This is a genomic window from Staphylococcus shinii, from assembly GCF_017583065.1.
Classification (GTDB): Bacteria; Bacillota; Bacilli; order Staphylococcales; family Staphylococcaceae; genus Staphylococcus; species Staphylococcus shinii.
Genome location: NZ_JAGEVL010000007.1, coordinates 409760 through 425801 on the forward strand (window position 1 = coordinate 409760; position 16042 = coordinate 425801).

Sequence of the window (16042 nt, forward strand, 5' to 3'; positions counted from 1 at the left end):
ATTACTTACCTCCCAATACTGCGTCCCTATAGACACTAGGATTGTAGAATGTCTCAGCAGCATCTTTAATAATTGGTTGTAACCAATCTGCAGAAAGTCCGAAAGCAACTGAGATAACGACTGAAATGATTGCTATTGTTAGTATCCCTTTATACTGCAGCTTAGGATTTACTTGGTAACCTTCAGATTTTCCGAAAAAGCCTAATAAGAAAATACGAATAACAGAATAAAGTACTACTAAACTTGAAAGTAAGACAACGATACCACTTAGGTAAAATCCTTTTTCAAATGTAGCTTGTACAATATAAAACTTACCATAAAAACCACTAAGTGGCGGGATGCCTGCTAAACTTAATGCAGCAATAAAGAACGTCCATCCTAAAACTGGGTAATCTTTAATCAGTCCACCATATTTACGCAAATCATGTGTTTTAGTAATTTTATACATAACACCAATTAGGAAAAATAGGGCAGCTTTTACTAACATATCATGTAGCGTGTAATAAATCGCACCCATCATACCTGCTTGATTCATCATCGCTATACCAACTAGGATAACGCCTACAGCAATTACGATGTTATAAAGTATGATTTTTTTAGTATCGAAATAGCTGACTGCACCGACACACCCGAAAATAATCGTAAGTAACGCCAAGAATAATATTGTATAAAACGAGAAATCAGATGAATCATTAAAGAATAGGCTAGCTGTTCTTGCAATGGCATACACGCCTACTTTTGTTAATAAAGCACCAAAGAATGCAATAATTGCAATCGGTGGGGCATAGTATGCACCTGGCAACCAAATGTACATTGGGAATGCACCAGCTTTAGTTGCGAAAACAAAGATAAACATAATAAATATGATTGTTATTATGCCACTATCTTCAGCAGGTAATTGACTGATCTTTTCGCTAATATCAGCTAAATTCAAAGTGCCAACTACAGAGTAGAGCATAGCTACGGCTATAACAAAGAACGCTGATGAAGTTACGTTGATAAGTACATATTTAATGGTTTCGCTTAATTGTATTTTAGTCCCACCTATAACTAACAAAATATAAGAAGATAATAGGAAGACTTCAAAGAATACAAATAAGTTGAAAATATCTCCAGTAATAAATGACCCGATTATACCTGTAACCATAAACATTACTGCGAAATAATAGTAGTATGTTTCGCGCTCGATGCCTACGGATTGATAGGAATAAAGGATGATTAACATCGTTATAATTAAGCTGGTGATGACGAGTAAAGCGCTAAATATATCGAGAACAAAGACAATACTATAAGGCGCGTCCCATGAACCTAATTCTAATGTGATTGGACCATCTTTAAGTACATTTTGGAAATTAATAATTGCAAAGATTAATGTGATAGCTGTACCAGATAAGGCAACGTAGCGCTTTATCCTAGGGCGCTTACCAATGAATATGAGTGCGATAATAGTAATCATTGGTATGACGAGTAATGAAATAATGAGATTACTCTCTATCATTGTCTAGCACTCCTTTCATACTTTCTACGTTGTCTGTGCCTAATTCTTTATAACTTCTAAAAGCTAACACTAAGAAAAATGCTGTTACAGAAAACGAAATTACTATAGCTGTAAGTATTAGTGCCTGTGGAATTGGATCTACATATGAAGTGATTCCTTTTTCATAAATAGGCACTTCACCTTTTTTAAGACCACCCATAGTAATTAAAAATAAATTGGCTGTATGAGTTTGTAAAGTAGTCCCAATAATAATGCGTATCAAACTTTTAGAAAGAATGAGATAGACGCTCATTGCAGTGAGAATACCACAAACAAAAATCATAACTATTTCCATTACTCATTCTCTCCAATCGCTAATATTATAGTCATTATTGTACCTACAACAGCGCATAATACGCCTAAATCAAAAAATGTAGCAGTATGCATTTCCACTGGTTTTAAAATTACTAATGGAATTTCAAATGGTGTATGCGTGAAAAAGTTTTTATGATAAAACCAACTCGCAATCGGCGTAGCTAGACAAAAGAAAAAGCCAATACCGATTAATTTTTTAAAGTCCCAAGGGAAAATTTTGCGCATCGTTTTTATATCAAAAGCTACTGTAATAATCACGAGTGCACTAGAAAGTAATAAACCTCCTACGAAACCGCCACCTGGCGTATAATGTCCAGCTAAGAATAAATATAAACCAAACATCACGATGAGAAAGAAGATAACAACAGCTGAATATTGAAAGATTAAATTATTTTTCTGTCTGTTCAACGTTTTTACCTCCTTCATCATTTTTATTGTTATTTGTACGTAATTTAATCATTGTATAAACACCTAAACCAGCAATACCAAGTACCGCAGATTCAAATAACGTATCGGTACCACGGAAGTCAACAAGAATAACGTTAACCATGTTGGTACCATGAGCTAAGTCATAAACATTGGATTTGTAAAATTCAGCGATAGAGCCGAAATGTCTATTACCATAAGCAATTAAACCAAGCACCGTAACGACAATACCTGCACCGACTGCAATAACAATATTTACTAATTTAAAAGAACGTGATTCTTTATGTCTGTTTAAATTAGGTAAATGATAGAAACATAATAAGAATAATGCTGTTGAGATAGATTCAACTACAAATTGTGTAAGGGCTAAATCTGGTGCACTAAAGAAAATGAAGAATATAGCAACAGAATAACCTACAGCACTTGCCATGATAATACTAAATAATCTAGATTTAGCAAATATAATCATAGAAGCAGCAGTGATAATTAATACTACAATGATTAATTCAAATGGACGTACTTCACTTACATCTTTAAAGTCGATATTAAACGGAGTAACTAAAAGTGTTACTAACGTAATTACTATTAATGAAGCAAATATAATGATTAAGTTATTCCGCGTAAAACCAGTCACATAAGCGTCAGTAAATTTACCTGAATAACCTGGCGTAACTTCGCCAAATTTATCATACCAGTAATTTAATGTGAGCTTGGTAGGTTGTAAATGCAATAAACGAATCCAATATCCAAAAGTTAAAATGAGCAAAATACCTACAACATAAATACCTATTGTAGAGAAAAAGGCTGGTGTAAAGCCATGGAACATATGGAATTCTGCTGTTGTACCTGTAGTTTGGCTAATTGCACTTACTGCTGGTTCAATAATTGAGCCAGTTAATATTGATGGGAAGAAACCAAATACAATAACTAAAATAGCTAAAATCGCTGGTGAAATAAGCATAAGTATAGACACTTCATGAGCTTTTTTAGGTAATTCATGAGCTTTGTGACTACCTAAAAAGATTTGACCAATAAATCTGACAGAATAAACAAATGTAAATACACTACCGATAATTGCGATTATCGGTATTAATATGCCAAGCGTATTTAAACTAAACATATTAACGTTTGTAATTTCAATCATGCTTTCTAAAAATGACTCTTTAGATAAAAAACCATTAAATGGCGGTATACCAGCCATACTTAATGAAGTAATGATTGTAATCGTAAACGAGATAGGCATGATAGTTAATAAACCGCCTAATTTATTTACATCACGTGTACCTGTAGAGTGGTCGATTGCACCAGTCACCATAAATAATGCACCTTTAAAAGTTGCATGGTTAATTAAATGGAAAACAGCAGCAGTAAATGCAGCAATATAAAGTTGGCTTTCAGAACCTTCAAAATGGTAGCTAACTGCTCCGATACCTAGCATAGACATAATCATACCTAATTGTGAAACTGTAGAAAATGCTAAGATACCTTTTAAATCTTGCTGTTTTGTAGCATTAAACGATGCCCATAATAACGTAATTAGACCGATCAAAGTTACCGACCAAATCCATCCTTGTGAAACAGCAAAAATTGGCGTTACTCGTGCAACTAAATAAAGACCAGCTTTAACCATTGTTGCTGAGTGTAAGTAAGCACTTACTGGTGTTGGTGCTTCCATAGCATCTGGTAACCATATGTAAAATGGAAATTGCGCCGATTTGGTAATAGCCCCAATTAAAACTAAAATCATTGAAAGAATAAAGAATGGGCTAGTTTGAATTTCAGAAACATTTTGAATCAATTCTTGAATACTTGTTGTCCCGCCAGCTATGGAAAGCAAGATAATGCCACCTAAAAGAGACAATCCTCCAAACACTGTAACGAGCATGGATTTTTGAGCTCCATATATAGATGCTTGCTTATCACGCCAAAATGAGATGAGCAGGAAACTAGAAAATGAAGTTAATTCCCAAAATAAATATAAGATAATTAAATTATCTGATAATACGACACCTAACATAGCACCCATAAAGAGCAATAGATAACAGTAAAAATTTCCCAGTTGCTCTTGTCGACTTAAATAACTTATAGAATAAAGTACAATTAAACTGCCTATACCAGTTATTAATAAACTGAATAATAAGCCTAAACCATCAACGTATAAATTGAAATTCATACCGAAGTGAGGCATCCAATTAGCTTTTTGCATTATGTTATTTCCTGACATGGTTGCCGAAATATATGATAGGAAATATATAAATAAGACGACGGGGATAGGTAACACAAACCATCCTAAATGTACGCGTTTATAAAAACGATATACAATTGGAATAATGAGTGCGAATATTAACGGCAAAAGCACCGATATATGTAACAAACTCATTATTTTATCCTCCTTTAAAAATGTATTATAAAACCATTATACATGAAGTGGACTATTCTGAAAAACGTCAGGAAGCCTTGAAACACTTGTGTTAGATGTTTTATTAAATAAGAAGAAACACGGTATTTTTATTCAAAATTTTGTTTATATTGAATGGAATAATCATGTTTTAAACGCTGTAAACTGTTGAGCGACATAGTTGCATGCAATGTATCTTGAGCTTTTAATTTAGTTTCTAATTTAGATATTGCATTCTGTAAAGATTCTATGTAAGACATAGGTTCTACATTGAATTCTCTAAGATGTGATTTTGTCGTATAGCGCTTCTCGTAATGACTAAGTGCTTTACGTTCATGGAAAAATACATTTTCAGTTTCTGTAGGATTGTGTAAATCACCTTGTTTAGGGTGATTAATCACTTGTTCAACTTGAACAAGTACTTTATTTTCATCCTCTTCTTTAATTGTTACGCCATAACTGCCAGTTTTATGTGAAAAACGGTATAACATAATTCAATACATCCCTTCTTTTGTGTTAGAATACATATATCATCTTAACATGAAATGGAGAATAAAAATGACGAACTATCCTCAGTTAAACAAAGAAATAAATGACAATGAAATTAAAATGGTAATGCATACAAACAAGGGCGATATGACGTTTAAATTGTTACCAGAAGTTGCACCAAAAACAGTAGAAAACTTTGTTACGCATGCTAAAAATGGCTATTACAACGGCGTTACTTTCCACCGTGTAATTAACGACTTTATGGTACAAGGTGGAGATCCAACTGCTACAGGCATGGGTGGCGAAAGTATTTACGGTGGACCTTTTGAAGATGAATTTTCAAAAGAAGCGTTTAATATCTACGGTGCACTTTCAATGGCAAATGCAGGACCAAATACAAATGGTTCTCAATTCTTCATTGTTCAAATGAATGAAGTGCCGGAATCAATGCTTAGTCAATTAGCAGACGGAGGTTGGCCAGAACCAATTGTAAAAGCTTATGGTGAAACTGGTGGAACACCTTGGTTAGACCAAAAGCATACTGTATTTGGTCAGTTAATTGAAGGTAAAGATACATTAGAAGATATCGCTAATACAAAAGTAGGTCCACAAGACAAACCATTATATGACATTACAATTGATTCAATCGAAATCGTTGAATAATTAATGGTTTACATGAATTAGTAGATAAATGACCATTTTTAATTTAAACAAGCTGATTTAATACTTAATTGACACTGTAGGAGAAGAGATTAGAAATCAATTTTGATGTTGGTTTCTACTCTTCTCCTTTTTTATAAGTGTCTTAAAATGGCGAGGGAGGAATCGGCAAGTAAAAATGATGAGAGATTTTAATCGAAACAAACTTTTAATAATAAATAGTAAAAAAATTAAAAAGAATTAAAATGTTTAATTTACAAAATAAATTAATGAGAAAATACCCAGTATTAGTAAAACAAGGAATAACGATTTAATCGAAATTTTTATAAAATACAAATAAAAATGCAATATCTCAACATCTAAGTACCTTCTTAAATAATTGTTTTAACAATATAAAATTGTAAAATGTGAAATTTTTCTATGTTTATGTTAGTGCCTTCCTATAATGTATGCTATTATAATAGTGTTAAGTAAAACGAATTAAGGGGTTATCACGTTGAATAATCACTATAAAGTAGGTCAACATATTAAAGTTCGTGTGACTGGTATTCAACCGTATGGCGCTTTTGTAGAAACCCCTGACAATGCTGAAGGATTAATCCATATTTCTGAGATTATGGATGATTACGTCCATAATTTGAAAAAGTTTTTATCAGAAGGACAAATTGTAAGAGCGAAAGTAATTTCAATTGATGATGAAGGGAAATTAAATCTTTCATTAAAAGATAATGACTATTTTAAAAATTATGAGCGTAAGAAAGAAAAGCAATCAGTATTAGATGAAATTAAAGAAACCGAAAGATATGGGTTTCAAACAATTAAAGAACGCTTACCGGTTTGGATTAAACAGTCCAAAAATGCGATCAAAGATGAATGAAGTCATCTTTACTTAAGGCTGAGACATAAATTAATGTCTCAGCTTTAATTGTTTTATAGCGTGGTTTGAAATGATTATGTTTGGACTGGCTGCGGTTAATTGGACAACTTCTATAATCTGAATTATTGTTAGACTAAGAAGTTAGGTGCTCTTTTATATATAAATTTAGAACAATTAGTAAGGAATTTAAACAACAAATGATATGTTTGTATCAAGTTGGAAATCTAGGGCAGATATTTTTTTAAATGTGGTGGAACAGAAGGGCGTTAAATAGTTGATTAATCAATCTTTAAGCAATTAATAAAAATGTTTATAAGTAGCCTTGTATTGTTCTAACTATGTCATGCATAGGAGTTAACGGTGGTGTTTTGATACTGTTAGATTATTAATAAACGTAAATTGAGTGCCAAAGTCGGTTTTACTAGTGTTCGAACTTCTAAATATATTCTGTACAACTGTTGAAGATTATGAAGTTAAGATAAGGAATATTCAATTTTGTAATAAAGGTAGGCGAGATAATGAAAAATCTAAAAGAATCATTGAATGGTTTAGGGTGGTTAGATCTAATTTTCCTAATCCCTCTTTTTTTCTTATATACATATCTACCCGCTTATAATCTTATAAGCGTTTTACTAAATGTAATAATTATTATTTTAGTATCTATAGGATTGTCCTTTATATCTTTATCAATAAGAAACTTTATAAAAAATAAAGATTGAAAGCAATGATTCTATACAAATGTATCTAAAATAAAAAACTTCCTCACTGATTATCAATTGCATTTTTTTATAGAGATAGCTTCATTTAATGAACACTTATAGCAAAATTTCAATTCTGCTATGATAATTTTAAGTGCAATTAGTCAAATGTTTATGTGTATTTTAATAGGAGTGTCATTAGCAATTATGATTTTTTCTTATATACTTAATGTTGAATTGTACTTTATAAATCGGTGAAATTTAATAAGGAAATGAAAATAATTTAACTTTTTATAATAAGAATATTTATAAAGAACAATAAATAAAATGTGACATTAAGCCATGCTAAAAATCTTTTTACTATTCACAATAGCAGGGGCGGTATCAACGTGAATATTTGTTTTCGTTATATATATTATAAAGTTATGATAGTTGGAAATATAAAATGCATTAATTTAAGACATAGGCAGTTTAGAGTTAATTAAAATCGTGACTATAAAAATTACAAAAATATATGCGTGAGCATATTTATTTATCTATCAGATTATTATAGTTAGAATAAGAAAAGCACTACAAACTATAAGTGTTTTAAAGGGTTTCTAATGTTTTAACGCATAGGAGGAAAAGTAAAATGAATAAAAAATTTCAACCATTATTTGAAAAAATAACATTGCCTAATAAAGTTGTTTTAGAAAATAGATTTGTTTTAGCACCACTTACGCATGTTACATCAAATGATGACGGATCTACTTCAAATGATGAAGTTGTTTATATGGAACAACGTTCGAAAGATGTTGGTTTAGCTATTTCAGCAGCTAGTAATGTTACAGATTTAGGGAAGGCATTTCCTGGACAACCATCTGTGGCCCATGATTCAAATATTGAAGGATTAAAACGTTTAGCTCAAGCTATGAAAAAAAACGGTGCAAAAGCTGTTGTTCAGATTCATCATGGTGGTGCACAATCATTACCTAATTTAACACCAGATGGAGACGTAGCTGCACCAACGCCAATTTCACTAAAAAGTTTTGGTGAACAAGAAGAACATCATGCACGTGAAATTACTGAAGATGAAATTAAACAAACAATTAAAGCTTTTGGTGAAGCGACTCGTAGAGTTATAGAAGCTGGGTTTGATGGTGTTGAAATCCATGGTGCGAATCATTATTTAATTCATCAATTTGTATCGCCTTATTATAACCGTCGTGAAGATGAATGGGGCCAAGACCGTTTGAAATTCGCATTAAGCGTTGTTGATGAAGTAACAGAAACAGTCAAACAACATGGTAATAAAGATTTTATTGTTGGTTATAGATTTTCACCTGAAGAAGCAGAAACACCTGGCATAAGTATGGAAATTACCGAATCATTAGTAAAACAATTAATCGATAAACCTTTAGATTATTTACATGTTTCTCTAATGGATATACATTCAGAAACACGTGAGGGTAAATATAAAGGACAAGAACGTATTAAATTATTATTAGAATGGATAGATGGTCGCATGCCTTTAGTAGGTATCGGTTCTATCTTTACTGCGGATCAAGCAATTGAAGCGATTGAGTCTACAAATGTTGAACTTGTTGCTTTGGGTAGAGAAATATTATTAGATCATAATTTTATAAGTAAAATTAAAGATGGCAAGGAAGATGAAATCATTTCTCATTTTGATCCTAATAGAAAAGATAGACATCATTTACCACCTAAGCTTTGGGAACAATTCAATCAAGGTTTTTATCCACTACCAAGAACAGATAATAAATAGAATGCTTAGCATATCAATCGAGGCCGAAACATTAACTAGATGTTTCGGCCTCGATTGTTATATATTTATGCAGGTTATACATAATTGAAAAAATGAATAATACCGTGATTAAATATGCAATTTCGTGCAACAATAACAAAAAATAATTTAATTTAAAAATTAAGGAAATCTTCTTGTATTAATATAAGGAAGTATGTCATTATATATGTAAGGGTTTACAATATTGTTTTGATGTTTATTAATTATATTATTAGCGCTAATTTAACTGATTTAGAGGCATTCGTTACATAAAGTCCAAGCAGTTTCAGAAAATAGTTTCAGTTAATCGTTAAATACGTTATGCTATGAATGAGTATTACTTAAGAGTCTTTTTACTCTTAAATTTTTACAAAGGGGAGATATCATGTCAAGATCAGAAGAAATCATTGAAGTAACAAATCATTATGGAGCACAAAACTATGTACCGCTTCCAATCGTTATTTCGGAAGCTGAAGGCGTTTGGGTTAGAGATCCAGAAGGTAACAAATACATGGATATGTTGTCGGCATATTCAGCTGTAAACCAAGGTCATAGACATCCAAAGATTATTCAAGCATTGAAAGATCAAGCAGACAAAGTTACTTTAGTTTCACGTGCATTTCATAGTGAAAATCTAGGTGAATGGTATGAAAAAATTTGTAAGCTTTCAGGAAAAGCTAAGGCTTTACCAATGAACACGGGTGCTGAAGCAGTTGAAACAGCTTTAAAAGCAGCGCGCCGCTGGGCTTACGATGTGAAAAAAATAGATTCAGATAAAGCAGAGATTATTGCTTTCAATGGTAACTTCCACGGTCGTACAATGGCACCTGTATCTTTATCATCAGAAGCAGAATATCAACGAGGATATGGTCCATTATTAGACGGTTTCCGCAAAGTAGACTTTGGTGATATTGAAGCTGTAAAAAACGCTATTAATGAAAATACAGCAGCAATTTTAATTGAACCAATACAAGGTGAAGCTGGTATTAATGTTCCACCTGAAGGTTATTTAAAAGAAATAAGAGCGCTATGTGATGAACATAACGTATTGTTTATTGCTGACGAAATACAAGCTGGCTTAGGACGTTCAGGTAAACTGTTTGCTACAGACTGGGATGACGTTAAACCAGATGTATACATTTTAGGTAAAGCATTAGGCGGCGGCGTGTTACCAATATCTGTAGTATTAGCTGACGAAGAAGTGCTTGGCGTGTTCTCACCAGGCTCTCATGGTTCTACGTTTGGTGGTAACCCACTAGCTTGTGCGGTTTCAAATGCAGCGCTAGATGTAATCGTTGACGAAGATTTACCAGGTCGTTCATTAGAATTAGGTAATTATTTCAAAGAAGAATTAAAAAAAATAAAGCATCCATCAATTAAAGAAGTACGCGGCCGTGGCTTGTTTATTGGGGTTGAATTAAATGAAGAAGCGAGACCTTATTGTGAAGCATTAAAAGAAAAAGGCTTATTATGTAAAGAAACGCATGATACGGTCATTAGATTTGCACCGCCACTCATTATTTCTAAAGAAGAATTAGACTTTGCATTAGACAAAATTAGAAGCGTTTTTGAATAAATTCACAGTTCTGTAACATATGTTTTGAAAACCCTTTAAAAAGGAAAATCTTATGTTACAATTATCATGAAAGCGAAATCATTAGTAACGAAAAAGAGGCGAAATGATCATGACTGAGAATAATAATTTAGTTACTTCTACGCAACAAATTATTAAAGAAGCATTGCACAAACTGGGATTTGATGATGGGATGTATGATTTAGTAAAGGAACCTTTAAGATTCCTTCAAGTTAGAATTCCTGTGCGCATGGACGATGGTACTGTTCAAACTTTTACTGGTTATCGTGCGCAGCATAATGATGCTGTTGGACCTACTAAAGGTGGCGTACGTTTCCATCCAGATGTGGACGAAGAAGAAGTTAAAGCATTATCAATGTGGATGACATTGAAATGTGGCATTGTTGATTTACCATATGGTGGGGGTAAAGGTGGTATCATTTGTGATCCACGTCAAATGAGTATTCATGAAGTAGAACGTTTATCTCGTGGATATGTGCGTTCAATTTCTCAATTCGTTGGACCAACGAAAGATATTCCAGCACCAGACGTATTTACAAACTCTCAAATTATGGCATGGATGATGGATGAGTATAGTTCATTAGACAAATTCAATTCACCAGGATTTATCACTGGTAAACCAATCGTGCTAGGTGGTTCACAAGGACGTGACCGTGCGACTGCTTTAGGTGTTGTTATTGCTATTGAACAAGCAGCACAAAGAAAAGGCTTAGATCTTAAAGGTTCTCGTATTGTTATACAAGGTTTTGGTAACGCTGGAAGTTTCTTAGCGAAATTCTTGTATGATATGGGCGCAACAATTGTTGGTATCTCAGATGCTTATGGTGCTTTACATGACCCAGAAGGCTTAGACATTGATTATCTATTAGATAGAAGAGATAGTTTTGGAACAGTGACTAACCTATTTGATGAAACAATTTCTAATAAGGAATTGTTTGAAATTGACTGTGATATTCTTGTACCAGCAGCAATTGCAAATCAAATCACAGAAGATAATGCACATGACATTAAAGCTGATATTGTGGTTGAAGCGGCAAATGGACCAACGACGCCAGCAGGTACACGTATTTTAACAGAACGTGGTAAATTACTAGTTCCAGATGTATTAGCTAGTGCTGGTGGTGTAACTGTTTCGTATTTCGAATGGGTTCAAAATAACCAAGGTTATTATTGGACTGAAGAAGAAGTAAATACGAAACTACGTGAAAAACTTACAACAGCTTTTGATACAATTTACGAATTATCTCAAAATAGAAAGATTGATATGCGTTTAGCAGCCTATATAGTTGGAATCAAACGTACTGCAGAGGCAGCTCGTTACCGTGGATGGGCGTAAATAAATATTCATATATAGTAGTAAATTAAGAAGTCCGAGACATAAATAGATGTCTCGGACTTCTTTGAGTTTTTATGGATTAATTATCTAATTTAAAGTATTAGCTATTGTTCGTTTACGACTTGTTTATATAAATCAGGATAATTAGTAAATAATCCATCTACTCCATATTCATTTAGTCTTTCCATGTCGGCAACTTCGTTTACAGTGAATGGGTGAACAAGAAATCCTGTATTTTTAAGGTTGGTGACATTTTCCTTAGTTAAATCGGTGTATTCAGGGCCGACGCCAATAGCATATTGTTTAATATAATTAAAATCTTGTTGCGTCATATTTGGTAATTCGCCTTTGTCTAATAATCTTATTAGTGGCACATTTGAATTTAAATTTTTCATTTTAAGTAAACTTTCTTGTGAAAATGATTGCACTATTACATGGCCTTTTTTGAGAGACTGTTCATTTAGTAATTGATGTTTATTAAGTGTATCTAATAATTTTTCTTCCATACCAGGATATACGTCTGGAGATTTTGTTTCTATATAATAATTGGCATCAGTACCGTAACGCTCTAATATCTCGTCTAGCGTAGGTATTTGTGCACCTTTATAATTTGAATTAGCATATTGTGGATTTTGTTCGTTAAATTTACTTCCGGCATCAAGCTGTTTTAATTCTTCAAGTGTATACTGATCGACGCGACCAGTACCATTTGTTGTTCTATCTACAGTTTCATCATGCATAGCTACTAGGTGACCGTCTTTAGTCATTTGTAGGTCGATCTCAATATATGACGCGCCTATAGCATTATGGCTTTTGTCATATGAGTAAAATGTATGTTCTGGAGCGTAGCCACTAGCACCTCTATGTGCAATTGTTGTGAATTTCTCGCCAGTTAAATTATGTATCCAATTTTGTTGCTCTTGTTTACTATTATCGTCAGCTGCTTGAACTGAAGTCTTTTCGCTTTGACTGTTTGTACCTTGAGAATTGCTAGCTGCTTCTGTAACTGTTGAGCTTCCTATACCAGATAATGATAATATTGCTATACTTGAAATCAAAAATTTATTTGAATGTTTCACAAGCGGTCACTCCTTTAATATTAACTTTCTTTTACAGTACATAAAAAAACTTAAATTGAAAATAGTATTTACAAAATTCTAATTTAAACTATAAAAAATTAATTTAAACATTACATATAATCAACGAAGTGAATCACAATATTTTAATTGCTGGGCGATAAAAAAGCACAGATACACCTATTAAATAGGGTATCTGTGCAAAAATTCTAATTTAAGTTTTGTTTTATAATTTCTAATTGTTTTTTAACAGCTTCTTGTCCAGTAGAACCGTGACTTATTCTACGGCTGATACAATTTTCAGGTTTTAAATAATTGTAGATATCAGGTTCAATACTTTCGTGTGCGCTTTGATACTGTTCTAAAGGTACATCTAATAAGTATACGTTATGCTGAATAGCCCAAAGTACAATTTTACCAACTATTTCATGAGCATTTCTAAAGGGAACATTTTTATTAACTAAATAATCAGCAAGTTCTGTTGCATTGGAAAAGTCATTATACACAGTTTCTTGTAAATGATCTACATTTACAGTCATTGTATTTATCATTCCTTCAAAAATACGTAAAGAACCTTTCAATGTATGAACTGCATCAAATAGACCTTCTTTATCTTCTTGCATATCTTTATTGTAAGCTAAAGGTAATCCTTTAAGTGTCATTAACATACTCATTAAATTACCAGTTGTACGTCCAACTTTACCTCTGATCAATTCAGCCATATCAGGATTTTTTTTCTGAGGCATAATTGATGAGCCAGTTGAAAATGCATCTGATAATGTAATAAAGTTGGCTTCTGCAGATGACCAAAAAATAATTTCTTCAGCAAAACGAGACAGGTGAACCATTGTTAATGAAATATTATGCAGTGTTTCAACAATATAATCTCTATCACTAACAGCATCCATACTATTTTCATAAATAGCGGAGAAGTCTAATAATGACTGTGTTTCGTGACGATCTATCGGATAAGTCGTACCACTTAACGCAGCAGCGCCAAGTGGAGAGATATCAATACGTTTCAAACTATCTTGAAAACGTGATTTGTCTCTTTCTAGCATCCAATAGTATGTCAAGATATGATGCGCAAATGAAATTGGTTGAGCTCTTTGCAGATGTGTGTAACCAGGCATAATCGTATCTATATGAGACTCAGCAATTTTTACAATCGTCTGTTGGAAGGAAATAATTAAATCTATTAATTGAGAGACTTCTGCTTTTGTATATAAATGCATATCTGTTGCTACTTGGTCGTTTCTACTACGTCCTGTATGCAATCTACCGCCTGCATCACCAATACGTTTTATTAATTCATGTTCGATATTTAAATGAATATCTTCTAATGAAACATCAAGTGCTAACTTACCTTGTTCATAATCAGCTAAAATTGCATTTAAACCTTCAATAATTTGATCGCAGTCTGTATCAGAAATAATACCTTGTTTGGCCAACATGGTTGCATGAGCAATACTACCTTGGACATCATATTGAATTAATGTTTTATCAAAGTGTATCGAAGCATTAAATTCATCAACCCACGCTTCTGGTTGCTCACTAAATCTACCACCCCAAGCTTTACTGCTCATCTTTATATCCACCATGTAACATTGAGTTTACTTTAGTAGGTAAGCCAAAGATATCAATAAAGCCAACTGCTGATTCTTGATTAAATGCATCTTCTTTTGTATAAGTAGCTAATTTTTCATTATAAAGCGTATGTGGTGACTTTCTTCCGTTAACAATAGCGTTACCTTTATAAAGTTTAAGACGTACATCACCAGTTACATAGTCCTGAGTACTATCAACAAATACTTTTAGACTGTCAGTTAAAGGTGAGAACCATAAACCATTATAAATTTGTTCTGAAAATTGTTTTTCAATCACTGGTTTAAAGTGTGCAACATCTTTAGTAAGTGTAATTGTTTCAAGTGCTTTATGTGCATTGACAATTACTTCTGCTGCAGGTGTTTCATAAACTTCTCTAGATTTAATGCCAACAAGTCTGTTTTCAACATGGTCAATTCTGCCAATACCATGTTTACCAGCAAGTTTGTTAAGTTCTAAAATAAGTTCACTAAGTTTATAAGATGTACCATCTAAAGCAGTTGGTATACCTTTTTCAAATGAAAGTACAATTTCATCAGCTACATCTGGCGCATCTTCTAATTCGTTTGTTAAATCAAAAGCGTCCTTTGGTGGTGCAGCGTAAGGGTCTTCAAGTATGCCACATTCATTACTTCTTCCCCATAAATTCTGGTCGATAGAATAAGGAGAATCATGTTGGATTGGAACTGGAATATTATGTTTGATTGCATAATCAATCTCTTCTTCACGGCTCCAAGCCCATTCTCTTACTGGGGCAAAAACTTTTAAGTCCGGGTCTAAGGCTTTAATTGCAACCTCGAAACGCACTTGGTCATTACCTTTACCAGTACAACCGTGTGCAATACCGACTGCATTTGTTTTGCTCGCAATCTCAACTAATTTTTTTGAAATTAAAGGTCTTGATAATGCAGAAACTAATGGATATGTACCTTCATACATTAGGTTCCCTTTAATTGCATATGAAACGAAGTCTTCACTAAATTCTTCCGTAGCATCAATGATATGACATTCTATTGCGCCCATATCTAAAGCTTTTTGATATACTAAGTCTAAATCTTTGCCTTCGCCGACATCTAAACAACAAGCTACGATGTCATAACCTTTATCTAATAACCATTTTACTGCGACACTTGTATCTAAACCACCAGAATATGCTAATACTATTTTCTCTTTCATAGTTCCACCTCAATTGAATTTTTATAATTTATTAATATGAATTTGATATTGATTAGTATAGCATAAAGGAAA

The 16042-nt window shown here is 32.9% G+C and carries 14 protein-coding genes; 6 read left to right on the plus strand and 8 right to left on the minus strand.

Annotated features, from left to right (window positions below; genetic code table 11):
• Window position 1 precedes the first annotated feature (1 nt).
• From mnhD1 to kapB, 5 genes are all read right to left on the minus strand, one after another.
• Entirely contained in the window at window positions 2-1498 is a 1497-nt protein-coding gene (mnhD1, locus tag J5E45_RS11790) for a Na+/H+ antiporter Mnh1 subunit D (protein WP_069792464.1), read from the minus strand.
• Complete coding sequence (gene mnhC1 / locus J5E45_RS11795; protein WP_017722347.1) at window positions 1485-1832, minus strand: Na+/H+ antiporter Mnh1 subunit C; 348 nt, start codon at window positions 1830-1832, stop codon at window positions 1485-1487. The genes mnhD1 and mnhC1 overlap by 14 nt, the downstream gene beginning before the upstream one ends.
• Window positions 1832-2260, minus strand: coding sequence for a Na(+)/H(+) antiporter subunit B (locus tag J5E45_RS11800; protein ID WP_107548982.1), 429 nt, complete (start codon window positions 2258-2260; stop codon window positions 1832-1834). The genes mnhC1 and J5E45_RS11800 overlap by 1 nt, the downstream gene beginning before the upstream one ends.
• Complete coding sequence (locus J5E45_RS11805) at window positions 2241-4658, minus strand: Na+/H+ antiporter subunit A (protein ID WP_069792463.1); 2418 nt, start codon at window positions 4656-4658, stop codon at window positions 2241-2243. The genes J5E45_RS11800 and J5E45_RS11805 overlap by 20 nt, the downstream gene beginning before the upstream one ends.
• A gap of 128 nt (window positions 4659-4786) precedes the next feature.
• Entirely contained in the window at window positions 4787-5170 is a 384-nt protein-coding gene (kapB, locus tag J5E45_RS11810) for a sporulation phosphorelay system protein KapB (protein ID WP_232785955.1), read from the minus strand.
• A gap of 64 nt (window positions 5171-5234) precedes the next feature.
• On the opposite strand from kapB, the gene J5E45_RS11815 reads away from it, so the two are divergent.
• The 6 genes from J5E45_RS11815 (at window position 5235) to J5E45_RS11835 (ending at window position 12113) form a co-directional block, all read left to right on the plus strand.
• A complete protein-coding gene (locus J5E45_RS11815; RefSeq protein WP_039067813.1) occupies window positions 5235-5828 on the plus strand; it encodes a peptidylprolyl isomerase in 594 nt (197 codons plus the stop codon).
• A gap of 493 nt (window positions 5829-6321) precedes the next feature.
• Entirely contained in the window at window positions 6322-6702 is a 381-nt protein-coding gene (gene ygs / locus J5E45_RS11820; protein WP_017722342.1) for a S1 domain-containing post-transcriptional regulator Ygs, read from the plus strand.
• A gap of 518 nt (window positions 6703-7220) precedes the next feature.
• Window positions 7221-7421 carry a DUF6007 family protein gene (locus J5E45_RS14405; protein WP_081324991.1) on the plus strand — a complete coding sequence of 67 codons (201 nt, stop codon included), beginning with the start codon at window positions 7221-7223 and terminating at the stop codon, window positions 7419-7421.
• Between the two features lie 610 nt (window positions 7422-8031).
• Window positions 8032-9165 carry an NADH-dependent flavin oxidoreductase gene (locus tag J5E45_RS11825; protein WP_039067811.1) on the plus strand — a complete coding sequence of 378 codons (1134 nt, stop codon included), beginning with the start codon at window positions 8032-8034 and terminating at the stop codon, window positions 9163-9165.
• Between the two features lie 403 nt (window positions 9166-9568).
• The gene (locus J5E45_RS11830) at window positions 9569-10759 is read left to right on the plus strand and encodes an ornithine--oxo-acid transaminase (protein ID WP_069792460.1); all 1191 of its coding nucleotides are present in this window, start codon (window positions 9569-9571) and stop codon (window positions 10757-10759) included.
• Between the two features lie 109 nt (window positions 10760-10868).
• Entirely contained in the window at window positions 10869-12113 is a 1245-nt protein-coding gene (locus tag J5E45_RS11835; RefSeq protein WP_039067810.1) for a Glu/Leu/Phe/Val family dehydrogenase, read from the plus strand.
• Window positions 12114-12217: 104 nt separating this feature from the next.
• Here the strand turns inward: J5E45_RS11835 and J5E45_RS11840 are convergent, their stop codons facing one another.
• From J5E45_RS11840 to J5E45_RS11850, 3 genes are all read right to left on the minus strand, one after another.
• Entirely contained in the window at window positions 12218-13192 is a 975-nt protein-coding gene (locus J5E45_RS11840) for a glycerophosphodiester phosphodiesterase family protein (RefSeq protein WP_208182265.1), read from the minus strand.
• A 206-nt stretch (window positions 13193-13398) separates the two neighbouring features.
• On the minus strand, window positions 13399-14775 hold the full coding sequence (argH, locus tag J5E45_RS11845) for an argininosuccinate lyase (protein ID WP_208182266.1): 1377 nt from the start codon (window positions 14773-14775) through the stop codon (window positions 13399-13401).
• Window positions 14765-15970, minus strand: a complete 1206-nt coding sequence (locus J5E45_RS11850) for an argininosuccinate synthase (protein ID WP_039067807.1) — start codon at window positions 15968-15970, stop codon at window positions 14765-14767. The genes argH and J5E45_RS11850 overlap by 11 nt, the downstream gene beginning before the upstream one ends.
• Between the last annotated feature and the right edge of the window lie 72 nt (window positions 15971-16042).